21 protein-coding genes and 1 pseudogene are annotated in these 25942 nt (G+C 53.8%); 14 read left to right on the top strand and 8 right to left on the bottom strand.

The genetic code is table 11. The annotated features are described in order from the left end of the window. Window positions 1-84: 84 nt before the first annotated feature. A pseudogene (locus FIU92_RS17780) lies at window positions 85-845 on the bottom strand (IS5 family transposase). A gap of 203 nt (window positions 846-1048) precedes the next feature. After that, on the bottom strand, window positions 1049-1975 hold the full coding sequence (locus FIU92_RS17775; protein WP_152460061.1) for a DMT family transporter: 927 nt from the start codon (window positions 1973-1975) through the stop codon (window positions 1049-1051). A 501-nt stretch (window positions 1976-2476) separates the two neighbouring features. On the opposite strand from FIU92_RS17775, the gene FIU92_RS17770 reads away from it, so the two are divergent. From FIU92_RS17770 to FIU92_RS17760, 3 genes are all read left to right on the top strand, one after another. After that, window positions 2477-3721: a DUF3179 domain-containing (seleno)protein gene (locus FIU92_RS17770; protein WP_254705406.1), complete on the top strand. Its 1245-nt coding sequence runs from the start codon at window positions 2477-2479 to the stop codon at window positions 3719-3721. A 351-nt stretch (window positions 3722-4072) separates the two neighbouring features. Then, window positions 4073-5758, top strand: a complete 1686-nt coding sequence (locus FIU92_RS17765; protein ID WP_254705405.1) for a sulfatase-like hydrolase/transferase — start codon at window positions 4073-4075, stop codon at window positions 5756-5758. A 685-nt stretch (window positions 5759-6443) separates the two neighbouring features. Beyond that, complete coding sequence (locus tag FIU92_RS17760) at window positions 6444-7289, top strand: universal stress protein (protein ID WP_152460057.1); 846 nt, start codon at window positions 6444-6446, stop codon at window positions 7287-7289. 76 nt (window positions 7290-7365) lie between these two features. Here the strand turns inward: FIU92_RS17760 and FIU92_RS17755 are convergent, their stop codons facing one another. Next, complete coding sequence (locus tag FIU92_RS17755; protein ID WP_152460056.1) at window positions 7366-7929, bottom strand: flavodoxin domain-containing protein; 564 nt, start codon at window positions 7927-7929, stop codon at window positions 7366-7368. A gap of 337 nt (window positions 7930-8266) precedes the next feature. Further along, window positions 8267-9571, bottom strand: a complete 1305-nt coding sequence (locus FIU92_RS17750) for a ferric reductase-like transmembrane domain-containing protein (RefSeq protein WP_152460054.1) — start codon at window positions 9569-9571, stop codon at window positions 8267-8269. A 197-nt stretch (window positions 9572-9768) separates the two neighbouring features. Here FIU92_RS17750 and FIU92_RS17745 point away from each other — a divergent pair, with 197 nt between their 5' ends. After that, window positions 9769-10353: an Hsp20/alpha crystallin family protein gene (locus FIU92_RS17745; protein ID WP_152460052.1), complete on the top strand. Its 585-nt coding sequence runs from the start codon at window positions 9769-9771 to the stop codon at window positions 10351-10353. A gap of 672 nt (window positions 10354-11025) precedes the next feature. Next, a complete protein-coding gene (locus FIU92_RS17740) occupies window positions 11026-12165 on the top strand; it encodes a serine protease (RefSeq protein ID WP_172978531.1) in 1140 nt (379 codons plus the stop codon). On the opposite strand, the gene FIU92_RS17735 is transcribed toward FIU92_RS17740, so the two are convergent. Both FIU92_RS17735 and FIU92_RS17730 read right to left on the bottom strand, forming a co-directional pair. After that, window positions 12166-13782 carry a hypothetical protein gene (locus tag FIU92_RS17735; RefSeq protein ID WP_152460048.1) on the bottom strand — a complete coding sequence of 539 codons (1617 nt, stop codon included), beginning with the start codon at window positions 13780-13782 and terminating at the stop codon, window positions 12166-12168. Between the two features lie 43 nt (window positions 13783-13825). Then, on the bottom strand, window positions 13826-15046 hold the full coding sequence (locus FIU92_RS17730; RefSeq protein ID WP_152460047.1) for an APC family permease: 1221 nt from the start codon (window positions 15044-15046) through the stop codon (window positions 13826-13828). A gap of 436 nt (window positions 15047-15482) precedes the next feature. Here FIU92_RS17730 and FIU92_RS17725 point away from each other — a divergent pair, with 436 nt between their 5' ends. Then, a complete protein-coding gene (locus FIU92_RS17725) occupies window positions 15483-17078 on the top strand; it encodes a Na/Pi cotransporter family protein (protein WP_152460045.1) in 1596 nt (531 codons plus the stop codon). Beyond that, window positions 17071-17655 carry a cytochrome c gene (locus FIU92_RS17720; protein ID WP_371419760.1) on the top strand — a complete coding sequence of 195 codons (585 nt, stop codon included), beginning with the start codon at window positions 17071-17073 and terminating at the stop codon, window positions 17653-17655. The genes FIU92_RS17725 and FIU92_RS17720 overlap by 8 nt, the downstream gene beginning before the upstream one ends. Here FIU92_RS17720 and FIU92_RS17715 read toward each other — a convergent pair whose 3' ends face one another. Further along, a complete protein-coding gene (locus FIU92_RS17715) occupies window positions 17656-18828 on the bottom strand; it encodes a cation:proton antiporter (RefSeq protein WP_152460043.1) in 1173 nt (390 codons plus the stop codon). A 200-nt stretch (window positions 18829-19028) separates the two neighbouring features. Here FIU92_RS17715 and FIU92_RS17710 point away from each other — a divergent pair, with 200 nt between their 5' ends. From FIU92_RS17710 to FIU92_RS17685, 6 genes are all read left to right on the top strand, one after another. Next, a complete protein-coding gene (locus tag FIU92_RS17710; protein WP_152460042.1) occupies window positions 19029-19478 on the top strand; it encodes a phasin family protein in 450 nt (149 codons plus the stop codon). A gap of 57 nt (window positions 19479-19535) precedes the next feature. Then, the gene (locus FIU92_RS17705; RefSeq protein ID WP_152460041.1) at window positions 19536-19943 is read left to right on the top strand and encodes a universal stress protein; all 408 of its coding nucleotides are present in this window, start codon (window positions 19536-19538) and stop codon (window positions 19941-19943) included. A 599-nt stretch (window positions 19944-20542) separates the two neighbouring features. Continuing rightward, entirely contained in the window at window positions 20543-20866 is a 324-nt protein-coding gene (locus FIU92_RS17700) for a helix-turn-helix domain-containing protein (protein WP_152460040.1), read from the top strand. Continuing rightward, on the top strand, window positions 20863-21273 hold the full coding sequence (locus tag FIU92_RS17695) for a hypothetical protein (RefSeq protein WP_152460039.1): 411 nt from the start codon (window positions 20863-20865) through the stop codon (window positions 21271-21273). The genes FIU92_RS17700 and FIU92_RS17695 overlap by 4 nt, the downstream gene beginning before the upstream one ends. A gap of 19 nt (window positions 21274-21292) precedes the next feature. Next, complete coding sequence (locus FIU92_RS17690) at window positions 21293-21721, top strand: MobC family plasmid mobilization relaxosome protein (protein WP_254705404.1); 429 nt, start codon at window positions 21293-21295, stop codon at window positions 21719-21721. Beyond that, a complete protein-coding gene (locus tag FIU92_RS17685) occupies window positions 21715-22113 on the top strand; it encodes a hypothetical protein (protein WP_152460037.1) in 399 nt (132 codons plus the stop codon). The genes FIU92_RS17690 and FIU92_RS17685 overlap by 7 nt, the downstream gene beginning before the upstream one ends. A gap of 96 nt (window positions 22114-22209) precedes the next feature. Here FIU92_RS17685 and FIU92_RS17680 read toward each other — a convergent pair whose 3' ends face one another. Beyond that, complete coding sequence (locus FIU92_RS17680) at window positions 22210-23223, bottom strand: AraC family transcriptional regulator (RefSeq protein WP_152460035.1); 1014 nt, start codon at window positions 23221-23223, stop codon at window positions 22210-22212. A 247-nt stretch (window positions 23224-23470) separates the two neighbouring features. On the opposite strand from FIU92_RS17680, the gene FIU92_RS17675 reads away from it, so the two are divergent. Beyond that, the gene (locus tag FIU92_RS17675) at window positions 23471-25927 is read left to right on the top strand and encodes an arylsulfatase (RefSeq protein ID WP_371419759.1); all 2457 of its coding nucleotides are present in this window, start codon (window positions 23471-23473) and stop codon (window positions 25925-25927) included. Window positions 25928-25942: the final 15 nt, after the last annotated feature.

Below are 25942 nucleotides of genomic sequence, written 5' to 3'. Positions count from 1 at the left end.
GCAAGAGACAGAGAAGACAACACCTGTCGATCAATTTCGTCTCAAGAGGCCACGCGACATCAGTGAAGGTCAAGTTCACCTAGGTCATGTTGACAAATGGCGGATCCAGAGGCGGATCGAAGTGATATCTACGAAGCCGAGGAAGCTTTCGGCTGTTTTGTCATAGCGGGTTGCCACGCGCCGAGCATTCTTCAGCTTGTTGAAGCATCTCTCGACCAGGTTTCTCAGCCGGTAGAGATGCCAATCCAAACCAACGCGCTTCTTTCGGGACTTTCGCATTGGGATCACCGGTCGAATGCAGCGGTTGTGCAGGTCGGTGCGAATGCGGTCGGCGTCGTAACCTTTGTCGGCTAGCAGCACGACTGGCTCGGGCAGGTTGTCGTCCATGACCCGATCAAATCCAAGATAGTCCGATGTCTGGCCAGGCGTGATGTCAGTTCTCATCGGCAGCCCGGCGGCATTTACCCGGAGGTGGATCTTGGTCGTGAAGCCGCCTTTTGAGCGGCCAAAACCCTGTCGCGGAGTCCCCCTTTTGCGCCCGCTGCCTGATGATGGGCACGAACCACGGTGCTGTCGACCATTTGAAGGGCATCAGGAACGATCCTGCTTTCGGTCAAGGTTTCCAAAATCTGTTCCCAGAGCCCCGCGAGGGTCCAGCGACGGAACTGTCGGTAGACACTCGACCACTTCCCAAACTCCTCAGGCAAGTCTCGCCATGGGGCACCTGTACGTGCAATCCAGAAAACGCCATCAAGAACAAGGCGGTGGTTGATCGGTTTGCGCCCGTTCGGGGCACGGATCGAAAGAATGAACCGTTCAAAGAACGCCCACTCCTCGTCCGACATTAGGTTTCTTGCCAAGCTGGCCTCCATCGCAGATACCGGCTTGAATCACGATCAGCGGGCGCTGGGAATCCCTTTTGTCAACACGACCTAGCATCACCTGAACCAAGAACAAGACGTGCCGAAATGGGTGCGCACCACCTCATCGCCCACATTATGTCGGGGCCTGATCGGCGCCGCAAAGTAGGACTATTGCGAGTGCAACACTACCGCTTCGGTGATCTTGTGAGCACGGTAGATACGGTGCGCGTTCTTCGGCTTCTTGTGATCGCAATTGCACTCAGAATTAGCGCACAAGCCCAGGCCTGAGGTAATGAGATGGCCTCGTCAAAGGCCAGAAATCCCACGGCAAACATTGTGGGTAATTCGATGCTTCCGACGACCGCAGTTTGGGAAGCCCCAATGACCGGCGAGCAGATTGTGTAGATAAGCTGGGGCACCAGAGCGGTTACAAGTCCGATACCCACAATGAGAAGCCAATCGGATTGATCCCTTGGGAGAAGCTCTCCAACCTCTGCACCGAGAATGAGCGGCGCGAGGCCCAATGCAGACCCCAGAGAAACTGATGCGATGCGGGCCAAGGGCGCAATCCGGGATAACCTGTGCACCAGGACGCAAATTCCGAAACCAAACCCGAAAGGAGCGGCAAGTGATATCAGCAGCGTTGGTAGATGCGCCACAGGAACTGACGCGGGCGAGCCAGCAATGACAGCGGCGACCACAATCAAACCAGCAGCTGACAAGGCGCGCCGCGTCGGTGCATCGGCGAACACAGCCCAGGCAATGACCAGTGTGAACACCGGATAGGTCATGTAAAGCACGCCGACTGTCGACGCAGGCAACTTCTCCAGCGCCGTTACATATCCGATCCAACCAAGTCCCATCACCGCTCCGGCTGACAGACCCCAAGTGATCTCTCGCCATTCATGTCGGTGCCGGATGAGGACGGGAAGCAGAAGAAGCGCTGCAACAATGTAGCGATAGAATGCCACAGCATAGGGTGCTACACCCTGCTCGGTTAGACTGCGGCTGAAGTAGGGAACCAATCCGAAACAGATCGAAGCAATAAGGACGCCTATTACCGCAACTGCGTGGGGGATGGACGGTCGATCTTTAGCAGATGTATTTGCCATAGTCTGGAGCTAACACGCATTTGCGATTTCGTCTCAAGAGATTCGACAAACGACGGATTTGTTGCGCTCTACGAAACAGCAAAGTTTCCTTGTAAACGTCCGCTGCGGGCTGCGACCAGCCAATTATGCAAACAGCAGAGAACGACTGCATCGAGCCCTACCTAGTCATTGTGATTTTGTGCTGCGCGCGCTCGCAGCGTGAAAAATGCGGCAGGAGCGAAAACTGCCGTGCTGTCGCGCGGCGAGAGAACCGGTCATTGGTGGGGTCCGCAGCATGGTTCAAGTGTCGAATTTACGGGTCGCGGACAAAGCAGACTCTTACTTGCCCAGAAATCTGCGGCTGAAACTACGTTTCATTGTTTCGCGCCGCAGGTGACTTTTCTCGAAAATGAGTGATGGCTTGTTTAAACTCGAAGCAGCGTTTCGTTTTGTTTACTTATTAGGTTAGATACTTTTGAACACATACTGGCTCGAGCGGGTTCAGAGCAGGGAGTACCTATTGTGGCGGACGCGATATTTTACTTGGCAACTTTCGCTTCGGTTATTGTTGCATTGCTTTATTTCCGCGATCTCGGTGACATACCGCAGCTTTTTATTAAAACGAAGCGCGCCAACGTGGACCGGTTTATTCGCAATGAATATCAATTCGTCGGAATTGGTATTGCGGCATGGGCCCTCTCCGCTGTCACGCACTTCGCGTTTGGCGGCGGCGTTGCCTGGGTGTTTTGGGCGGGGACCGCTCTAAGCCTTGGTCTTGTTGCCTTTACTTGGGTGTATGTCCATGTGGGCCTGCGCAACCAGAAAGATAATGCAAAATATTACAGTATCGAAGAGGCACAGGAGTTTGTCAGCCCGACAACTCAGGTCATTGTTCTGGAAAACAATGGCGTCGCCCGTGCGCATCCCCAACCGCAAATCATGCGCCCGCATCTGGCTGGTACTCATGACGGTCTGGACGGTGAACCAGTAGTCATGACGTTCTGTGCAATAGCCAATCTGGGTCTTGGCTACGTTCCGGTGGTAGAAGACAAAGAGCTCGATCTGGAGGTGCTTGCCCAGCATGGCAACAACCTTGTCCTACGCGACAATAACACGGGCGAGCCATTGCAGCAGATTTACGGCTTCCGCGCCAAGGACCAAGATACCAGCGTCGAGGGACTCGTCTGCCCATTGCGTCCGGAACTGGCGATGCGCGCGTGGCCGACCTTCCGTATGACTTTTCGTGGGTTTCAAAAGGCCTATCCTGAAGGTGCGGTTTTCTTGAACAAGTTACCTTCAAACCCGTTTTTGTTCCTGTTGGACAGCGCCATGGAACTGGCCTTTACCGCGACGATTCAGAAGCATCACACCGAGGCCAAACCAATCATGCAAAACTTGGAGCGGCCAATTGATCCGCGCTTGCCTACTAAGACGTATGTCTGGGGCGTTAACATCGGGTCGGATGCTACCTGTTGGACCGATGATTTCGTCGTCTCGCAGGGCAATGTGGTGAATGCCGAGGTGGGCGGGCGGCCGGTGGTCGTGGCTTGGAGCCCGACTTATGAAAGCTTGAACGTCTGGGTAAATAGCACCGGGGCACCAGTTCAGAGCGTCGACTTTTTTGGGATCACCGGCGACGGCAAGCAACTCGTACGTTCGGCAGATGTGAAGCCCGGTCTCTTCTGGCACGTATGGGCAGAGTTCTTTCCCCACACAGATGTTAATCGCACCAATGGTGCAGCCTCGATCGAAACGCCAGAGGCCTGAATCTGTCAATATTCGGCTTGCTCAAACGATTCAGACCATATTGCCATATAGACTTGCTCGCAGTGGGTTGTGAGCAATTATTCGCGACACAGCGGCACGATCTTCGTTATCGAAAGAAGTCTGAGCGGAGAAACCCACCCTTGAATTATTCCTCGCTAAACAAGACTGACTGGTCGATGCCGATGGACCATAAAGCGATACAGTTAAAGCCAATTCCGGTCTTACTGTTGAGACGAAGCCCTTCATGATTTTGCTATGCTTACCAAGCTCGCTACCACGACGGGATCAGTGTTGATCCACAAGTTCAATTCCCATACCGTTTCAAAGCGATAGCAAAGAGGGGTTAGCTAAATGATGAAAACAGCGTGTCGATTTGCGGGGGGCTTGGTGTTTTCCGCCTGTTTGCCGGGACTAGCGGCAGGCCAAGAAAGCCCGATTGTTCGGGACGCTGAGTACTACATCCTCGAAGCTCAAAATGGCGATAAATGGGTGCAAGAAGATCAGTCGATTGACGTAGCTTTAGCCGCATTTCAAGAGGCAAATGAAGGTAAGCCACCCAATATTGTTTACATCTTGATCGACGATATCGGTTTTGGAGACCTCGGCAGCCCGACGCTGAACGCTGTGCGCGGGTACGCAACGCCGGCCATCAACGAGATTGCCGATGAAGGTATGCGGCTTGCGAGGATGTATACAGAACCCTCGTGCACACCGACGCGCGTGGCTTTCATGACCGGTCGCCACCCCTTTCGCAATGGGATGGGCAACACCTCGGTCGACATTTCGGGTTTTGGACTGGCCGGAAAAGAAGTGACGCTGGCAGAAGTGCTCTCGGACGTTGGCTACAACACCGTGCACATTGGAAAATGGCATATGGGCGACATCAAGGAGGCTTGGCCAAACTGGCAGGGCTTTGACTACGCGGCTTTCCCGATCCACCAGCAAGGCCAGTTGACGATTTTCCACGATGATGCTGCGGATGAGGAAGTGTCCATCGGCATTGGAGATAACAACTACGATCGCCGATACACGATAGATGGCTGGCTACGCACCGACGCCTCCTCGATGGTTGTCGGTGTCGAAGGCGAGCGCGATCAGACCGTGATGGAAGTTGACATGGCGCCGGGCGAGCGCTGGACGGAAGCGAAATACGCGGCGATGAACCAGCGCTACCAGGATCAGGCGATGGAACGGCTGCGCGAACTCGCAGCAAAAGATGAGCCGTTCTTCCTCAACTACTGGCCGCTTTATCCGCTGACAGGGCCGCGAACGGCCTATGACGAGTACACCACGCCAAACGGCGGCACATACGTTGAAAAAATGAAGCTGGTGGATCAGTGGATCGGCGAGATGATGGCCGAGATGGACGCTCTGGGCATCGCCGAGGAAACCATAGTGATTGTCATGGGTGACAATGGCCACTTTACCAAGTATTCGCCGCAGTCCGGCTACACGCCAATGATTTTCCGTGGTGGCAAAGGGTCGACTACGGAAGGCGGTGTGCGGGTTGATGCCTTCATTAGGTGGCCCGGCATGATTGAAGAAGATACCATTGCCAATGACATCTTCCACGTCAGCGACTTCTTCACCACGCTCGCGCGGATTGGTGGTGCGACGGATGGTATTCCGCGAGACCGGGTCATTGACGGCGTCGATCAGACTTCGATGCTGCTCAACGGCGACAGCCACGGTCGGCGCGACTATGTGTTTCTCTACAACATCGATAAGCTCGAAGCCGTAGTGAAAGAGCAATACAAGCTGGCCATACCTGGTGGGAACATCGACAACGCAATCCTGGCGGACTTTTACGATCTGTTCCGCGATCCGCAAGAGAAGTACCCTGTCTCCACTGAAATCGGTGCGTGGGGTGGTGCGAAGTTCGTGCGCATGATCCAGCGGCATCTGAAACGTAAGGCAAAGTATCCGGATGAAGGGCCTGCACTGGGCATGCCATATGAGGGTATCGACAATCTCAGGCCCGAGTCCCAAGCCGCGGTAGAAGAGTTCCTGTTCATGGTGCAGACGCCCGAAAAATAGTAACTGGCAAGACCAACGTGCGTGTCTGGCGAAGAAGCCGGGCCATATGATCGCTGGTTTTTCAGTGCGTCTGCTACGGGCTCATCAGGTCGGTTCGCCGCGTCATGGACGAAAGGCCGGATTGCGCAACCGAAGCCGTTCGCAAGATCACGGCGCAACAGGTAAGTTGCGGACAAAACAGCAATTCGCGACATACGAACCAGCGGTTAAGGCGGACGCGAAGTTAGTAGAAGCTCGCCGTCGTTCATTCCTACGCCTCCAATCACTTCAACCAGGAAAGATCGCTAGCCAGCAGAGATGCCTTCTGGCTAATATGCACTGTCACTCTCGCCGAGTGCAGCGAACTTGGTGCGGCCTAAAAGGCAAGTCTACGAGCCTAGCCGAGACTGGTTCGCACCGGCTGCACAGTATCCATCGATACGCTTATTGATCCTTGTCAAGATTTGAACGAGCAAGGAATGGTACAGTCAATGGTAATGCAGGGCTGAAGCGCTTGAGAAGACTACGGGTGACCGTATTACGCTGCGCGGGACCGCAGTGTATTCGGTGGCAGAAGGCAAGATTGTGCTGGAAGAGTTCTTTATGTTGCCGAAGTAAGAAGAACGACCAACAATATTGTCTCTTCGTTGGTTTAAGCCGTGCGCACGGCTCTTGGGCGAATTGAAATTCCGGACGGAGGTCGGGAATGCAATACAGAACAGTGGCATATTATGTAGGAGTTGATGTTGACGACGCGTCGATTTTGGAATGCGCTGAAACTGCCCGTATCCAGAACGACCACTTGAATTGCGTATTGATCGCGGCGTTACCTAGCCTGCCTTACCTGAAGTATGGATCAAACAAGTTCGTTGAGGCGGGTCTGCCCTCAAACTGGTTGGACGTTCTTCACGCGAAGAATGCCGCCTTGAAGTCTCGCGCCACTAGAGTTGAAGCGCTTCTGGATGGGCGGGGCGTATCGGCAAATGTAGTTGCCTTTATGGGGCTTGGAGCGGAGTTACAGCAAATTGTAGCAGAACAAGCAAAATTCTCCGATATCGCCTTTCTAGACGCTGGATTGCGAAGAGATCCCGATTTATTTCACGTGATCGCGTGCGGAGTATTGTTTCATTCGCCGGTTGCTCTGATGATCAATGGAGATCCGTTTGCCCAACGCGACTGCGTTTTTTTGGCATGGAATGACAGCTTGCCTGCGTCCAGGGCGACGCATTTAGCTTTACCCAGTCTTCTGGCGACCAAGGAAGTTGTGATTGGGTGTTTTGATTTACCGTCGCCTGAGGACTTAGAAGGTAGCGTGCCCGGAACTGACCTAGCTGAATGGCTCGGCCATCACGGTTGCGATGTGACCGTGTCGCAGTTCCAGTGCGGGGGAAATTCAATTGCAGACTGCATTCAAGAACGAGCAAGCGAAGCGGGGGCCGATCTCGTTGTTATGGGCGCTTATGGGCATTCCCATTTGCGAGAGTCAGTTTTTGGGGGCACGACGCAAGCAATGTTGGAGCAGACAAGTTTACCAGTGCTTTTCGGACACTGATGAAGTGAGCCGATAACTGTGACTTTCTGGGAGTCATAGCAATCAAAGTTCATCGGTGAATACTTGAGAGACTTTTTTAAGAGTTTGCTTGAGGTTGAAGCGTGTTCGCCCGACCGTTTTCGCCAAGGAAATCTATCACAATTGACGTTAATTCATCCCAGTCAGTAAACTCCCTTGCTCCTTCTCGTGGATCGATTTTTCGACCGAGCAAGACGACGTGCTTAAGGATCTCCCTCTCAAAATACCCGTAGTTTTCGGGCCTCACCGCGCCCGCGATCAACGCAGTCGCATTTGGTTCAAAATCTGTTCGCATAAGCATTTCGTCGAGATAGTCGCGCGCTTCTTCTCGACCTGACGCGAAAGCAGCTTTTAGACCGACGGAAAGCACGAGAGACTTTCGTTTCATGAGGGCATCCCTATTTGAAGCGACAAATGCTTCGAATGGCTTGGGGTGCCTACGCTCGTGTACAGGGGCCAGAAGAATAACCTTGACCACATCGTCAAGCGAAACGCGGCTGGGCATTTCATTGATATTGATCAGCTTTGCGTTGAAACCAGCATTCTTCGCGACATCGTTGATGAAACGCGCAATCTTTTCTGTCTGGCCTTCGACTGTAGCGAAGGCGATGAGTACGGTCATTCCGATCCTCCCATAAATCGGTCTGAATAGATTGCTGATTATGAATAAGTGGCCTGCGTTGCCCTTGATCTCCATCAAAGGCGTTACTTCGGAGAGTATCGGGAGAGTTGTGGTACGCTTTTGATGTCCACGCAGAGCATGATTTTAAGGAAGTTCGCGGCGACCTACATCTCGAATCAAATCGGCCTTTTTGGCGGACAATTTTTGAAACTGGCCATGGCCCAATGGCTTGTATTGCTACCTTAAAGAAAAGGCCAAGACAGCGACGAGGATTATAAAACTGATGTACCACACAGTGACCTTCACTTGTTGGCGTGCGGGCAAGTTTCTGAGCAATCTAATCATAGTCAAACCTTTCAGACAAAATCCGGTGTGACGCGGTGCCCCGAGCGATCAGATGATCTTCGACGGCGTCCATCATGGCAGGGGGGCCGCAGAGAACAAAAAGCCAGCTCTCAAATTGCTTGGAAGATAAATTGCGGTCCAACAGGGGACCGTCGATCAAACCTGTTTCGCCGCGCCAATCCTTTGGCGGTTCGGACAGAACAAATACGGTTTTTTCTTTGGACAACTCCTGGGGACAAACAATCTGTTCTTCCACCCGGTTGCCATAGATAAGCTTGAGATCGTGCTGTGTTCCGCTCAACCTTACCTGACGCATAATGCTCAACATGGGCGCGATCCCGACACCACCTGCGATCAGAACAATGCCTGTCTCAGTGCGGTGGCTGATCGACAGATTCCCGTGTGGGGCATCCAGATAGACCGGGGTTTGCGGAGCGATCTGCCCGAGACCGCATGTGAAATCCCCAAGCTCCTTTATCACGAATGAAACTTCGGGGCCTTCGGCTGGTGCCGAACTAATCGAGAATGGGTTCTCGTGCAGCGAGAAAGCACTGTGGCCGACGTTTAGCCAGGCAAACTGCCCTGCTTCGAAGGTTAGACCATTGTGACCATGGGGCTTTAGGCGCAATTCCCACTGTTTCGGTGTTAGTCGAGATACAGACGTGACCCGCCACGGCCTTTTCCTGTGACGCAAAGGGCGAACGAGATAAACATAAAGCAATGTTCCAACTGCAACACTGGTCAGGGCAAGCCAGAGATACGTCAACAGCGGATGCCCACCGTAGCGCCCAGCATAGACCGAGTGGTGCAACAGCAGGCACGCAATCACCAAGGCTCCCAGCCCGTGTAAGAGGCGCCATGTCTCGTACTTGTAATCAAGGGATTTACGCGCAATTGCCGAGGCGACCAGAAGGAACAGTAAAAAATAAGCGCCGATGCCCGATACCAGAGCTGAAAAGTCGGTCGAAATCGTAAGTTGGTGTGTTTCATCCCACGGGCGGCGTCCGCCAGAAGGTGTACCCTGATACAGAAGCGGGTGTATCAGTGCAAAGCCAAGTGCTGTCCGCGCCATCAACTGATGCACCCGCATAGTCACATCCATACCTAAGCCGGAAGAGATGAACCTGAATCGGCCAGACAGCAGGAATTCGACTAAGATTATTGAAAACGCAAGCATTCCAAGCCCGGACGCGAGCTCTTGATGAAATGATCGCGGTGGCCATCCCAGAGACCAAGAAAAACCCAAGGGAGCCAAGATCAGCAAAACGTAAATCAGCGCCAGATAAGGCCATTTCATACGGTTTTGCTCCACTGCGCTAAAGGTAGGCAACTCGGGCTCATTTAGAATAAACGCTAAGCTGACCTGGGGTTCCGATCAAGACTACTGAGATTGGTGTTAACTCCAGCACGACCTGGCAAGTGTGTTGGACGACGGTTCCCGTTTCTGTTCGTTAAACCGGTGCGAGCGATCTGGCGACGGATGAGGTTGTATGCTTGCGCAAGATCAAGGTTCTTGACCGCGTTTTCTGTCATAATGTTGCGCGCGCGAAATCAGACCAAGGAGGAGGCTCAAAAATGCTAGAAGACAAAAAGTCCCCGCAACTTTTCACTGGAACGCATCCGCTCTCCGACAGCTTTCGACGTGAAATGGAAACCCTGGTGTCGCGTTTTTTGGGGGGAGGATCACCTTTCCTACCAATGGAAACGGCTGCGCAACGCACGGGTTTTCCGTCTCTTGACATGACAGGTGCGATTTCACCGGCAATCGATGTCCAAGAAACGGATTCTGCGATTGTCCTGACGGCTGAATTGCCAGGGCTCGAAGAGGATGATGTGGAAATTGAAATCAAGGATCGCAGGCTAATCCTGCGCGGTCAGAAGAAGATTGCGCATGATGAAACGGGCGACCTGCGTGTCAGCGAAAGAAGCTATGGCAGCTTTTCCAGAGCCATGTCGCTGCCAGACACTGTGGAAATCGACAAGATTTCGGCGACGTTTGACAAAGGCGTTCTGCACATCGAAATGCCGAAGACTGAGCCTCAGGATCCAAGCCGTAAGATCAAGGTATCGTCGAAATAGACGGTCTGGTGGCTCGATACCGTGCAAAAGAATGCTAAGGCAGAGGGTCGATCATGGATCGGCCTTCTTAGAGTTGCGGTCTGATAAGTGTCTTTAGTTGAATCCGGGCAGGCATCGCAAGTGTATGTACAAACGTGTTTTTTGCACATTCGTACCAGGCCATGGGTTTGGTGTTGAAGCGTGGTAGAATGCCCTCACGCGTTTGGGTAGGGGGCCACAATGCGAAAACCAGAAGAGAGTGGCATGACACCCTCAGGACATGCTGGTGAAGGTGAGGTTCGGGCCTTTCTGGAGAGCCTGACCGGACCATCGCGCGGAAACGTGAACTGGCTTGTCGATAAAGCCCTGACCGTTTCTGTTGATGATGGCAGGGTGCTAAGCCTTCGACCTAAAGATGACCTGCCTCCCCATGATAACGATATTGCCACCCTGCAATGGGCTGACGACGGTTATATGATAACCGCGTCAGCAGGGCGCAATGTGTGGGTAAACGGACAAAAAGCCTCATCTGTGTCTCTGAGGCACGGCGACATGATCGAGTTTGGCGAAAAGGGCCCTATGTCTCGATACAGGTTGTGCGATCACTCATTTCCCTCACACCACACAGTCGAAGATATCCTCAGTGACGCATATGCTTACACCCGAACGAGCCGTCGACCTTTCGCTAAAAAGATGTCTGGTGCCCTCCGCGACAGTGGGCGGCGGCTTGCGTCTCAGACCACGATATTGTTCAGGATCACAGTTCTTGCGACGCTTCTTGTGATCGCGGGGTTTGGGTACCTGCTTTACCAAAACGACCGGCGCTTGGCGGATAGTATCGAACAGGAGTCCCGCAAGATCGAAGCGGTCGCGGTTATGCTCGCTCAGACGCGAGAAGACGCACTTACGCCTGATGACTTTGCTTCATTGCGTGACGCTTTTGAGAACCAGGTCTTGTCGACTGAACAACGTCTTGGAACTTTGGAGCAGCGGGCGGGAGCACCCACGCGCGTGATCGCTGCCTCAATTCGATCCGTCGCTTTCCTCCAGGGGGCTTACGGGCTGCGTCACGTGGAAAGCGGCAAGATTTTGCGGCATGCGTTGGGACCGAACGGAGAAAACCTGAAGACCCCATTTGGCCAGCCTTGGATCGAACCGGACGGGACAGGCGAACCTGCAGAATTTCAATTCACCGGAACGGGCTTTTTGATCGCTGGGGTGCCGTTGATGGCCACCAACCGCCATGTTGCGTTGCCGTGGACATCAGGGAACCGAGAGAAGGCGCTGAGAGACGCTGGTCTTGAGCCAGAGATGTTGAGGCTGCTGGCCTATTTGCCTGATCAGACGGAACCAATAGAGGCGCGTTTGGTCCGGTACAGTGAAGCGGCAGACTTGGCGATTTTGGCAGTTGAGCCAAGCCGCGTTCAGGACCTCGGGATTCCGTTGGCAGATGCCAAGTCGCGCGTAGGTGAAGAACTGTATCTATTGGGGTATCCAACGGGTTTGAAAGCTTTGATTGCGCAGGCCGGTCCGGGCTTTCTAGAGGAACTGGAGGCAGAAGGAACGCTGAACTTTTGGTCGATCGCGTCCCGGCTTTCTACTCAAAGCAAGATTTACCCACTAGCAAGCCGGGGGATCGTTGCGCGGACAAGTGGGAACGCCATCGTCTATGACGCTGAGACCACGACCGGTGGGAGTGGAGGGCCAGCATTGAATCGGCGGGGCGAGGTGGTTGCCATCAATGCTGCGATCCTGCCCGAGTTTGGTGGTTCAAACATCGGCGTCCCGGTCTCACATCTCAGAGTTCTGCTGGGAGAGGTGGAAAGCCAGTGATCATTCGCTCGTTCGGAAGCGCGAGTTTTGAACGACGAACACTGTAGCCAGTGGAACGATCACTGAGATCACGGCCACAGAGATCAGCAAGTACCCAAGTTGACTGTAGTCCGCGGTGGAAGTGACCTCACCGGTTTCTGGATTTGTGACAGCGCGAGTCACAACGAATGTTTGGTTGAGGTATTTGGTGCTGAGGCTGCTGGCCGACAATGCCATGTTGGTAAACGATGCCATCACGGCAAAGAAGGTCGCTTTCAAATGAGTTGGGGCATTTCGTGCAATCCAAGCCAACATCGGGACCATGGCGATCTGTCCGAGCGGAGACTCAACAGCGGTGTCGAGAATGGCAATAAATCTCGCGTCTACAATTCCGCCGGTACGCTCAGCTGTCCATTCATGAATGCCGTAGTAGAGAGCAAGGTTAGGCATGGCGAGTATGCCTGCGGCGATCGTCAGCAATATCACCACATGCGCAATCGAGCGGTTGGCCATGAATGGTCGCAGAACAATTAAACCCAGCAACGCCAGCAGCGAAGTTAACAGAGCCAGAATTGCCAGGAACTGTTCATCGAACTCTAGTTCATCGATTTCAAACCAGGTCAGACCTGGTCCCGGCAGAGGAACGGCACGGAAAACAAAAATGATTGTCGCTGTCCCGATTAAGGCTTTGGCTTGGGCCGGTTCCAGCTCTTTCAGCAGGCGCGACATGAGGTACAGGATTACCGTCAGGGAAACCGCAAAAACTGTTTCCTGCGCAAAATCGAAATCAGCGGTTCCCAGCACGATGCTGAGCACCACGAATGCGACGCCACCGAGCAATATGGACCATTTGATTTCGGTGACTGCGTCCGGTGTGTGGGGCGGGTGGCCCCGCTGGACACGTTGACGCTGGATCAAGCTGTGAAGAACGACTCCGCTGACCGACAACACGGGTATGGCCAGTGCTATCAGGTACACTTGGCCATAGAGCGCAAGGCGCTCGGATTTTTGCAGATCTTCGGTTCCAGAGAAAATCCAGATGTTCACAGCTGCAACCGCCGCAAACCCGGAAATGATCGCGACTCTGCCCAAGGTTTGCATTGTTGTGTGCTGTGCACGGGTTTCTTCGGGTGTAAACGGGCGGCCGTGTTGATCGAACTTTGGAACCGCCTCGACTGTCATGGCGTCGGCAACTACGTCTTGAATGGCATAGCCCGAAGGCGCCAACAGCAACGCGACGACATACCAGTCTTCCAGTGGCATAATGGACGCCATTTGCACGGGTGCGGTCACAAGCCCATACATTGTGAGCAAAGACAACGTGATCAGGGATGCGCCGAACAGAATCAGCAGGGACTTCCAGCGCCAGAACAGGTCCACGACATGGCCAAGTGGCATTTTGAGGATCCAAGGGAGGCCGGCCCAAAATGCGAGTCCTGCAACGAAAGAGGCGGATAAGTCCAGATAGTCTTTTAGGAAAAAAGCTCCGACGACCGAGGTCAGGCCGGACACGCCGGCCGCAAAATAGACCATTAATGGCGGCAGATAGGACCATTGCAGCTGCTGAACCAGATCTACAAACGTTCTATGCCACCAGGCCGAAAATTTTGATCCTATGGAAGTTTGGTCAACCGTCATATGCCGTGGTAGCTCGTGGAAGCCTTTGGGTCGTTGTATCTAGTTAGAGAAATCCAGATCCGAAAAGCAATGCACTGGTGATCACCCCAAGGATCGGTACCACAAGAGGAACGCGGAAGTGCTTGGCGGCCTCGTCCGGCTTCATCTTCAGCAGGATCAGCGAGACATTGACCAGTACAAAGACGCCGAGAACGATCTGAGACGTACGCTCTGCCAGAGTACCAATCGGTATAGTTTGGGTCAGCAAAACGATGATCGCCACGACCAGCAAAGTAGCGATAACTGGTGTCTGAGTTGCTTTTGGGACAATCGCCAGAACCTTCGGTAAATGGTTACGGTCAGCTAGGCCGTAGATCACCCTCGAGGCCATGATCATCTGGATCAGTACTCCATTGACTGTCGCCACAATCGCGACCGCGGAAAAGCCCTGTTTGATCACCTCGGGAGCGTTTGAAAACACAAGCGCGAGGGGTGCTGCGGATGTCGAGAGAACGTCGATCGGAACAACAAGTAGAACCGTCATTGAGGTTCCCAGATACAACATGGTCGCCAGAACGAGGGTTAGTAAAATCGCTTTTGGGATGGTGCGCACGGGGTCTTTGACCTCTTCCGCGACATTGGCCATGTCCTCGAAGCCAACAAATGCAAAGAAGGCGAGAAGTGATGCTGCGAAAATGCCTCTCCACGCGTCGAATTCAAGTGGCGGAAGCATCGAACTGACCCCGTATCCCTGCGGATCCTGAACCGACATGCCCCAGCCAATCACAAAGAGAAGGCCTGCGATCTCGATGATCGTAATGACGGCCGCAACAAAGACCGATTCAGTGATCCCCCAAAGCGCGATTAGACCCATTATCAAAACGACGCTGATGGTCAAAACAGGAATCGCAAAACCGGTCAAAGCATGAAGATATGATGCTGCGCCAATTGCAACGGCAGAGGCAGAGATAACCCCCGAAGCCGCGACCGCGAGCCCTACGAAAACCGCCAACCATCTTTTCTGAAATCCCGCCTCAACATAGGCTGCTTCACCTGCGCTGACAGGAAATCGAGTTGCGAGTTCTGCATACGAAAGCGCAGTAAGTGATACAACGAGCGCGGCTACAACGAACGACAACGCCGCAAACGGTCCGGCAATGTCTGCTGTTGCACCGACTAAAACGTAAATGCCCGCTCCGACCGTTACCCCAAGGCCATAAAGCGTGAGCAACGGGGTAGTAAGGGCCCGTCTGAGTTTCTGTTCGTTTGGATCAACAGAATTCATAAGTGATTTCCGCCAACTGCCCACTCCGAACGTTGTCAGTGGCGTCCTACTCTTTTTGTCTCGAATGGCGCAGCGGCTTAATCCTATGGTCAAAGCTGCACCGAATGCTTTGTGTCTCAACGTCTGGGCACATTAGGCGCCAATCAACCAACTGGGGGCTCGCCATCACTCCTGCCGAGCCCCCGTGGGTGGAACTTCCACTCCTTCAAAATTCCGTTCACCTTCGTGTTTACTTGGGGACAGGACGGTGAACGTAGAATATGTTGAAACATTCGAATTCTACTATGTAAATCATGTTGGGCTTTGATCTATGTCAATCAACTCGCGGCGTCGGGTCTGCGAGGCTGAACGCAAACCAACTGTCGTTTGTCGTCGGACTTAAAGGCAAAGCAAACATGTTAGGCGGTGTGAGATTTCGGGTGGAAAGCTATTCGTGATGTTCTGGAACCTGTTACCAGCTTTGGGCGGCATCGGCCTGTTCCTTGTCGGGATGCTGTTGATGACGGACGGGCTGAAGGCTTTGGCTGGTGCGCGGCTGCGCGATATTTTGGGCCGCTTCACGAAAACGCCGTTTACCGGGGCGGTAACAGGCGCGGTCACGACAGCTGCGATCCAGTCTTCCAGCGCGACGACCGTCGCGGCCGTCGGATTTGTCGCGTCTGGCCTGCTCACATTTCCCCAAGCGCTTGGGATCATCTTTGGGGCCAATATCGGAACGACCATGACAGGTTGGCTCGTCGCGCTCCTGGGGTTCAAGCTGGACCTGGGGCAAGTGATGTTGCCCGTTGTTTTTGTTGGGGCTTTGCTGGCGCTTTCAGGAAAAAAAGCGGTTTCCGGCCTTGGGCTGGCGTTGGCCGGGTTCAGCTTGATTTTCATTGGGATCGAGCAGCTCAAGTCCGGGCTTGACGCGTTTCGCGGCGTAGTTACTCCTGCCGATTTTCCGCCAGATACACTGCTAGGCAGGCTGAAGCTTGTATTGATAGGCGTGCTTATCACGATGGTGACGCAGTCTTCGAGCGCTGGCGTTGCAACGGCGCTGGCTGCGTTGAGCGCGGGTGCTGTGAACTTCCCTCAAGCAGCGGCTCTCGTCATTGGAATGGATGTGGGCACGACTTTTACGGCGGTTCTGGCAACTTTGGGCGGGGGCACGATGGCGCGTCGAACCGGGTTTGCTCATGTGGTCTACAACGTGATGACAGGAGCAATGGCTTTTTTCTTGCTAGGTCCATTTACTTCGGTTTTTGCAAGCGGGGCGGGGGCTGGAAATTCTCTGACTGCGCTGGTCGCGTTCCACAGTTTTTTCAATGCCATAGGCGTAGCGCTGATCCTTCCCTTCGCTAAACCGTTCGCCAGATTTGTCGAGGCGCTTATACCTGACCGAGGTGCTGAGTTAACGAGATCTCTGGATCCGCTTGTCCTTGGGATGCCGGAATTAGCCGTGGATGCGGCAAAGGCCGCAGTCGATCAAGTTGTTAGGGCCGAAGTGGCGCACCTACGGTCGTGTCTGGGGGCATCTCAGACAAACGGAATCGATTTTGGTCGGGACAACATTCAGACCGCCGTGTCCGAAGCCCGCTCGTATCTGGACAAAATAGAACTGCCCAGCATGCCCGACGCAGAGATATCCAGCATCAAGGGTATGTACCATATCCTCGATCATCTTGACCGGCTGCTTTACCGGTGTGGCCAAGATGATCGGATAAGCGAGTTACCGAAAGACTGGCGGTTGAAGCGGCTTGCTTCGGTGATGATTGCAGCAACTGATGGCTATTGGGAAATCGATGATCCAGTGGAGTGTGAACTTACGCTGAACCGCGTTCGCCGTTTTCTGCGACGACAGAGGAAACTTCGCAGAGACTTGCTCATCTCTGACGCTGCGACTGACAGTCTGCCGGACGACGTGGTCTGGGCTCGCTTGGATGCCCTCAGATGGTTGCATCGAGTGTCTTATCACCTCTGGCGAATTCGTCGGCATTTGAACGCATTGGAAGGAGTGCCGTTTGGGCGCAAGGGTGGTGAGGTCGATGACTAGGTGGCGTAGTTGGAGGCCGGGCTGGATTAGATTCGGCGCGCGCTCAAACGCTATTCGACTGAAACGCCAATGTTCGTGCAGGTGCGGACAACATGAGCAAGGTCAAAGACGTTCCTTAGCTATACTGTTTAATGAGATCTTCATTTGTGGCGGCGATTTGGAGGAGAATATGCAGGTTTATCGAGGGATTTTATTGGCACTATTCGTCACGGGGCCTGCACTAGCGCAGGAGGTCAGCGTCAGTGAGGGAAGTGATTTGTACCGGACGTATTGCTGGCAATGTCACGGTTTCGAAGCGACCGGAGACGGGCCAATGGCCGAAATGTTGGCTATTCGAACACCCGACCTAACCAAATTGGCGGGCGAAAACGACGGCGTGTTTCCGATAGTTCGCATAGCTGAACAGATTGATGGTCGTTCACAATTGCTCGCCCATGGGGGCGAAATGCCAATCTTTGGCGCGGTGTTTGAGACAGACCAACAAATCGCGGTGGCTCTACCTAATGGGCAGCCCATGATGGCAGGCCTGCCGTTGGCGAATTTGCTGGCCTTTCTTGAATCGATCCAGGCTGATTAGTCACTGACCAATCTGCTGGTCCGTATCAGCCGTTCGTCTGATTGACATGAGAGTCAACGGCGGCCCCAACACCTCGAAGGCCACAGTACTGGCTAGAGTAAAGGCCATGATCAACGCGGCCCAATGCGGAAATTGCTCTCCGGCTACAAGGGCCATTCCTACCGCGACACCGGCCTGTGGTAACAAAGCGGGACCGTACCAGCGGGTCTGACGGCGAGGCAGGCCGCCCAGTTTTGCTCCGCAGTAACCTCCGACAAGGCGGGCCACGGTACGCAAGAATAGGAAAAGAGCACCAGCCCAACCCATCAAACCGAAGGCTTCAATTTCCAACGTGGCGCCAGCCAACAGGAAGAACAGGATCATGAATGGCCACTGAATGTGCTCGATCTCATGAAAAGCACGGTCGTGATGGCGGGCAAGATTCCCGATAACTGCGCCCGCAACCATGCCTGCTACCAAGAAGGAAACCTCCAGCCAAAGCGCGAGGCCCGCTGTAAGAAAGACTATGCCCACTGCTTCTGCCTGCATTGGCTCCCCCGGTTTCAGGCGGCCGGTCAGGTAAGCGGATGGCACGCCTAGTGCACAACCCAGCAAAATAGCCCCTCCGAAATCCCACATCGCTGTGGTCGTGACAGTGGCCCAACCGTCCGAATGACTGGCCAGAACCAAGGCGATGCTGAAAACAATCAGACCCCAAGCGTCATCAATTGCGACGACGCCCTTTAATGTCTCGGTGAAGCTGTTGGACACCCCAGATTGTTTGATCACGTCTGTCATGGCGGCCGGAGCTGTAGCCGTAGCAATCGCCGCCAACACCAACGCCAACCCGAAGGGTACGCCAATTGCGGTCAGTCCAGCAGGCACAATAACAAGGGTTGCAACCACGATTGAAATCGAAATCGTCAGAATAGCTCGGCCATGCTTAACCAAGTTTTCGCGGGTCAAAGATCCTCCAAGAAGAAATGCGACCATCGTCAAGGCCACAATGGATATCTCGTCGAACCACATTGCAACGTCGAGTGGGATCAACCCCATTCCGGCGTTCCCGGCGATCAGACCGAGGAAAAGTAAGGTTGTAACACGAGGAAGATGCGTGGCCCGACCAAGTTGGTCGGCCGCCAATCCGGCGAGGAAGAGGACACCGAGGGTAATCAGAAAGCCGGCAATGTGCATCGAAAACCAAGCGTTAAGTTCTTGTCTAGACTACTCTAACTCCAACACTGCCCTCTAGGAACCGATGTCGGAGAGAATGCGAGTGTCCCGTTGCGGCCTATGCCGAGGGTAATAAAAATAAGGGGTTTTGATCTGTATTAAGGCGAAAGCGCGCCGCAGGTGGCACAATAGCCCATTCAGGGAATGAGGAGGAATTTTCGATGCCGACAAAGAAATCTAACACAAATAGCCCGACCTCACTTTTGGATGTTTTCAAGCAAATGCAGCCGCCCATTTCTGGCAATCCGGCCTTCGGTGCCCAGATCGAACAATTTTGGGACGCGCAAGAAAAATTGCTCGAAGAAACAGAGGCCTTTGCGCAGCATTGGTTCGAACGGCGTCATGAGGCGGTCCGGACGGCTCTAAAAGCTGCACGCAATGTGTCTTCCGCGAACCCTTCCGATCCATCTAATGCGCTTCAGAGCATGGCGGAATGGCAGCGCCATTCGGCGGAGCGGTTGGTTGCTGACGCTCAGGAATGGTTCGAAACCGTGTCCCGTTGTGCATCTTATGTCGCTGAAACCGAAGCTGAAGCTGTTGAGAAAACAATTGATGAAGTTGTAGCCGCTACAAAGGGCGCGGGGAAATCTTCAAAGTCTGAGCCTGTGTAGGTTTCCTGCTGCCGAGGAACCAAACTGGAATCATCGGAGCAGTAGATAGGAGGTCAAATGTACAAGAATATCCTGATCCCGGTTGCTCTGGACCAAGAACACGACACACAAGCGTCGTTTGAAGCCGCGCGCCAATTGGCTGATGCGGACGCTGTATTCACCGTGATACACGTCCAAGAGCCAATTCCGGCGTATGTAGGGTCTCAGATTCCCAGCGAAGTACTTGCCAATACGCGGCATGAAATCCTGGAAAACCTGCATCAAACTGCTTCTGAAATTCCAGGCGCGAAGGCTCGGCTCATCTCTGGGCACGCGGGTAGGGCTATTGTAGACTTCGCAAATGAGAGTGACGCGGATTGCATCGTCTTGATTTCGCACAAGCCTGGTTTTGAGGACATATTTTTAGGTTCCACTGCGAACAGAGTCGTGCATCACGCCAGGTGCTCGGTTCATGTAATTCGTTGAGCCAAACCTTGCGGTGCGAGATCTTGATCGAATGGCCTCTTTCTTCGTTAGTGTTGATTGTCACTGAGCGGCAATTCAGGAGACGAACTTCCGCTCCTGACGTAGAATTTTTCCTGTGGTGGTCCGCGCTTCGACAGCAGCGTCAGCTAGACCGGTGTGTTTCTGGGCTTCACTGTAACCATCTGCCGTAGGCCCCCCTCAGCAGGGGATCGACTGTTGAACCGAACGAGGAATTGTGCGCACCCGAGGCCGAATGGGTGGGTATTTAGGTGGACAAATCAACCTTCTATGTGGATTTTTTATAAAAATCATAAAGATAATGAATGCTAGTGGTGACCGGGGGGCGGAATCGAACCACCGACACGAGGATTTTCAATCCAAGCCTAAAACAGTGTTTTCAAGATCTTAAATCGGAGCAGACTGTCAAACCAGCTACCAAGTATCAAAGGCTTAGTCGCTGTTTGTCAAACCTATCCAAGAGGCAATTCGGCCAAAAAAAACCGCTGAGGGGGCTGCCACCCACCTCAACAGCAATGCAAATCTTTCTGCATACACAGTTTATTAGAAAGACCATCTGACCGCAATCGCGGGAGGTGCACATGCCTAAGCTTAACCGTTTTGAATGGCTGAAAGCTGTTCTGCAATGTGCCGACCTCAATTCATCCACAAAAGCGGTCGCATCAGCGCTTTCCGCTCAGTTCGCCAATGACAAAACCGGCCAGCTCAATCCATCGCTGAACACATTGGTCGAGTTTTTGGCGGGTATGTCATTAGCGACCATCAAGCGATGCCTTCGACAGCTTGTTGAGTTCGGTTGGCTCAATCGGACTGAGGGACGTGGTGCAGGAAACTGCACCGAGTATGACCTTCGCGCGCCCTCCAAAATCATTCCATTCCGTCCCCAAAAAAGGGCGCACCAATGAGCCTTTCGAATACTGAAAAGGGGTCAATCGTAGGTAAAAAGAGGCTCACAGGTGATCTTTCCTATATAGAGATTGAACAATCCAAAGAACAAAAAACCGCGCTTGAGCCGGATCTGCCGGATGGAGGGCCATCCGCCTCGGCGCGCGGAGGTGTACCGCAGGCTGTATTCGTTCCGCAATCATCATTCGGTTGTCGCCAATGGGAAGTGTTCGCAGAACGCATGTTTGGGGCCTGGATTGACAGAATCCTGCCAGCTGCCTGGGAGAACAGCGCTAGCGGATACTGGCTTCCGGACAGGTTCCCGCCAACCAACAAGGACGACTGGCCCGCTTGGCAGCACTGGCTCATCGAGAAAGGTTGGACCTTTTACGAGCCATCTGAGCTGGAAGTGCGCCATGCGAGTTGAGCAAAGAGCAAGGCGACCCATGTCATACACTGGCGCTGCTGACACGGGACCTTGCGAGGGGTGGCAAGCCTCCTCTTCGAACCCCACCATCGGGGGCAAGCCCCAATCCAAAAAGCAGCTGACCGAGACCTTCGTTTTCCGGTGTACAGCTGCCGAGAAGGCTGAGCTTCGTGCCAAGGCTGAGACCGCTGGCGTCCCCGCAGCGACACTCCTGCGCGAGGCGCTTGGCTTGACCGAAGCTCGGCGTCGCAAGCCCGCACCACGCGTTGATCCAGCGTTGGTTCTTGCGGTCGGACGCATTGGCGGAAATCTCAACCAGGTTGCGCGGTTCGTGAACCGGGCGCTTCTGGTTGGTCGAGTTAACCTTGATGCGTTGGCCGTGGCCCGCCAACTGGTCGTGATCGAGCGTCAACTTGCTCAAATTGTCGAAGAAGCGCGGCAATGCTGATCAAGTTCTTTCCCAATGGCAAAGGCGCGGGTGCTGGACCAGCCGGTTATCTTGTTGCGCGTGAGGTGCTGGCCTATGACGCCAATCGCGATCTGATCCGCGATGCCGATGGTTACCCGCATGTTTCTGGATTGGAGCGGGACGGCTTGGCAGAGTCACATCGACACGATCAAACGAATATTACGGATTTCACCCTGGGCGACGGGGACTGTCTGTCTGGTTCTGATCGCAGCAATATCAGGGCTAACCTTTCTGTGGAGTTGGAAACTTTCAGCGATTGCGACCACGACCCAACTAGAGAGGTTGGGCATTCAGACGGTGCTACACGAGCAAGCGACTTATTTGATCCTCCCGTCAAAGACATCAAGCATGCGCACCTGCTCGTCGGTTAGCCAATAAAGGTCTCTCATGTCACCACTCCGTTTTGGGAGCCGTGAATCACGCAGCGCAGCGAAAATCAATGCATCCTGACCCTAGAACCGTCACGGCTAGGAGTGTTGCCGTCGATAACCGCTCGGGGTTTGACCTGTCCATCGTTTGACTGCGCGGGAAAGAGTTTCCTGATTTGCATAGCCAAGCTCACGCGATAACTGCTTCAGCGATACGCTTGGTTCGTCAAGTAGGCGACCAAGAGAAATCTCAGCGCGAACCTTATCTACAATCTGATCAAGATTGGTGTTTTCTTCAGAAAGTAGCCGTCTGAAGCTGCGTGTGCTGGTCCCTGCCGCAGCAGCCAAGCTGTCCAAGCTTGGTGGCGTCTTTCCAAGCATGCTTTCGACAAGCGCGCCAGCCTGATCGGCCAGCGTCTGGCTCTCGCGCAATACAGGCAAGTTTGTGTCGTCTTTTTTGACAGCGAGGCTGCGTACTTCCTCCGGGAACTCGGTATTGGCCACGTCCTGGTCAATTATTACATTCAGCGTGCGATTTTTCGCGGGCACCACTCGATCCCCGAGCCAAGGTTTCAAATGGGACAAGCCTTCGTCTGGGTGGGGTACAAGTTCGACGCGAGAAACAGCGGGTTTATTTTTAGTCGCAACAGAGCAAATCATGTCAATCAGCGCCGCCACATATTGCTGGACGTAGTGCAGAACTTCCTGCTCGCCCACCTCCAAAATCCAGCCATCTGTGATTTGAATTGAATTCGGCCCGTCAACAACCATGAATATTTCATGTGTGGAATGGATTTGCATCTTACGCGATACGCGGCGGAACCCATCCCGTACCGTCGGCCCGACAAAGGCCGCTGCACCAATCAACCCGATCTCGAAACCGCCGCGCCCGTCGACGATCTGCCGCGGGGTGTCGGCACCTTGCTGCCTCGAAAGCGCTACCAACAACTGAACGACGCCGCGCAGCGGAATTGGCAGGTTAGGGTCATTATCTGGAACCCACTCCAGCCCCGCCTTTGCCAGCAAACCGTCAACGTCAATATGATTGTCATGCGCCCATCGCCGCATCGGGTGTATGGATGCGGCGCGAATGAGCGGAATGGATGATGGCATAATATGTAACTCCAGCCTTTCGTTGGGTTTTGGCCGCTGAAGTCAAATCTAGACCAGCGCTTTGATCCAAATCAATAAAAGATCACTCAGCCTCCAGATGCTGGTTAACCACCCAAGATCGGCAAAATCCAATGGGGACGAGACCTGCTCCAAGGCTTTTCCCATATTCAGGGTGCGAAGCAACTTTTAGGGAAGAAACAGAGCTATGACACATCGAAATCTAGCACTTGTTGCAGCTATAGCTTCTATGTCTTGTATGAGTCTGAGTGCCCATGCACAGACCGAGGCGCCGCCTGGGTCACCAGGTGCCACGACAACAATTGATGGCAGGCAATTGCCGCCGCCACCTGCGAGTTTCGGTGGCAAGATTGAGCCACAGGCGCTCAAATCTACCGAATATTGGCCGCCCAAAGTGGTGCCGCCAGAGCGCGCGCCGAACATTCTGCTGATTATCCTTGATGACGCAGGGTTTGGCATTCCGAGTACTTTTGGCGGTGTCATCCCCACAGATACAATGGATGAACTGGCTGCCGAAGGTCTGAGTTTTACCAACATCCACTCTACTGCGCTTTGCTCGCCTACGCGCGCGGCTCTGATCACGGGCCGCAACCACCATTCGGTAGGTTTTGGCGTGATTTCGGAACAGTCTACTGGCTATCCGGGCTACAACAGCATCATCCCCGAAAACAAGGCGACGATCGGCAAAATTCTGTCGGAGAACGGATACGCAACATCGTGGTTCGGCAAGAACCATAACACACCCGCCTTTGCCGCCAGTCAGTCGGGCCCTTTCGATAAATGGCCGACGGGCCTGGGCTTTGAATACTTCTACGGGTTTGTCGGAGGCGACGCGAACCAATGGCAACCAAACCTGTTTCGCAACACGACCCAGATTTACCCCTACGACGGCAATCCGGAGTGGAACATGATCACAGGTATGGCCGAAGATGCGATCCAGCATATTACGCGGCTGCATCAGATCGACCCTGAGAAACCTTTCTTTGTAAAATACGCTCCTGGTGCGACCCACGCACCGCATCACCCAACAAAGGAGTGGGTCGAAAAGATCGAGGCGATGAACCTCTTTGACGACGGCTATGAGGCGCTGCGTCAGACGATCTTTGAAAACCAGAAGAAACTCGGCCTTGTGCCACAGGACGCAACCCTCACGCCATGGCCTGCGGACAAAATCAAACCGTGGGATCAACTGACTGACGATGAAAAGAAGCTTTTTGTCAGACAGGTTGAGGTCTTTGCAGCCTATGCCGCCTATACCGACCACGAAATCGGCCGCGTTATTGACGCGATTGGTGATCTGGGGCGGTTGGACGACACGCTGGTAATGTACATCAACGGTGACAACGGAACATCCGCCGAAGGCGGTCCAATGGGCACGCCGAATGAGGTTGCCTGGTTCAACGGTATCTCCGCAATGCCTGCCAAAACCCAACTGCAATGGTATGATGAGTGGGGTACCGAAGAGACCTACAACCACATGTCGGCAGGCTGGTCATGGGCCTTTGATACGCCGTTTGACTACTTCAAGCAGAATGCCAACCGGCTTGGCGGCGTGCGCCAGAACATGGTCGTGACATGGCCCAACGGGATCGCCGACAAGGGCGGCAAGCGCGACCAGTTCATGCATGTGATCGACGTGGTGCCGACCATCCTTGAGGTTGCAGGTATTACCGAACCTGAAGAGGTGGATGGCATCGTTCAGTCCCCGATCGAAGGCACCAGCTTTGCCTATACCTTCGACAAGGCGAACTCAGATGCCCCCAGCCGTCACCGGACACAGTATTTCGAGATGATGGGCCAATGGGCACTTTATCACGAGGGCTGGTTCCTGAGCACCAAGGTCAATCGGATGCCATGGGAAACCCCCAAGACACCGAACCCCGACCCGCTGAACAATCAGGAGTTCGAGCTTTATGATCTCAGAACGGATATAAACCAGCAAAAGAACGTGGCCAAAGATCATCCTGAGAAGGTCACAGAACTGAAAGCGATCTTCATTGAAGAAGCCAAAAAGTATCAGGTCTTCCCGCTGGATGCATCCGTAACAACGCGTCTTGCCAAGCCACGTCCGAGCATCACGGCAGGTCGGACCGAGTTTGTCTATACACAACCCATGATCGGTGTGCCTCAGGGCGACTCTCCCAGTATCTTGAATTCGTCCTATACGTTCACGGCCGAGATCGAGGTGCCTGAAGGCGGCGCGGAGGGTATGATCGTGACGTCTGGCGGCAGGTTCGCGGGCTACGGGTTCTACCTCAAAGACGGCAAGCCGACTTTCACTTGGAACATGCTCAATCTTGAGCGCATCCAGTGGCAGGGTGACGACGCTTTGACACCAGGAAAACATACCGTCGAGTTCGATTTCAAATATGACGGATTGGGTGACGGAACGCTGGCCTATGGCGACGCCAGTGGCATCGGACAGAGCGGCACCGGCACCCTGAGCGTGAATGGCAAGGTTGTTGCGACCAAGAAGATGAAGAACACGATCCCGGTCATTCTGCAATGGGATGAGTCGTTCGACATCGGGCAGGATACGCTAACAGGTGTCTACGACAACGACTACAAACCGCCCTTCAACCTGACTGCAAAGCTGGACAAACTGACGTTGAAAATCGAACGGCCGGAACTCTCGGACGCCGATAAGAAACGGTTGGAAGACGCAATGCATCGCGCGAGCGACTAACTCCTTAACAGGGCT

Source organism: Ruegeria sp. THAF33 (assembly GCF_009363615.1).
In the GTDB taxonomy this organism is placed as follows: domain Bacteria; phylum Pseudomonadota; class Alphaproteobacteria; order Rhodobacterales; family Rhodobacteraceae; genus Ruegeria.
Note: the sequence above shows the minus strand (reverse complement) of the source record. Positions and strands in the feature narration are given on the sequence as shown.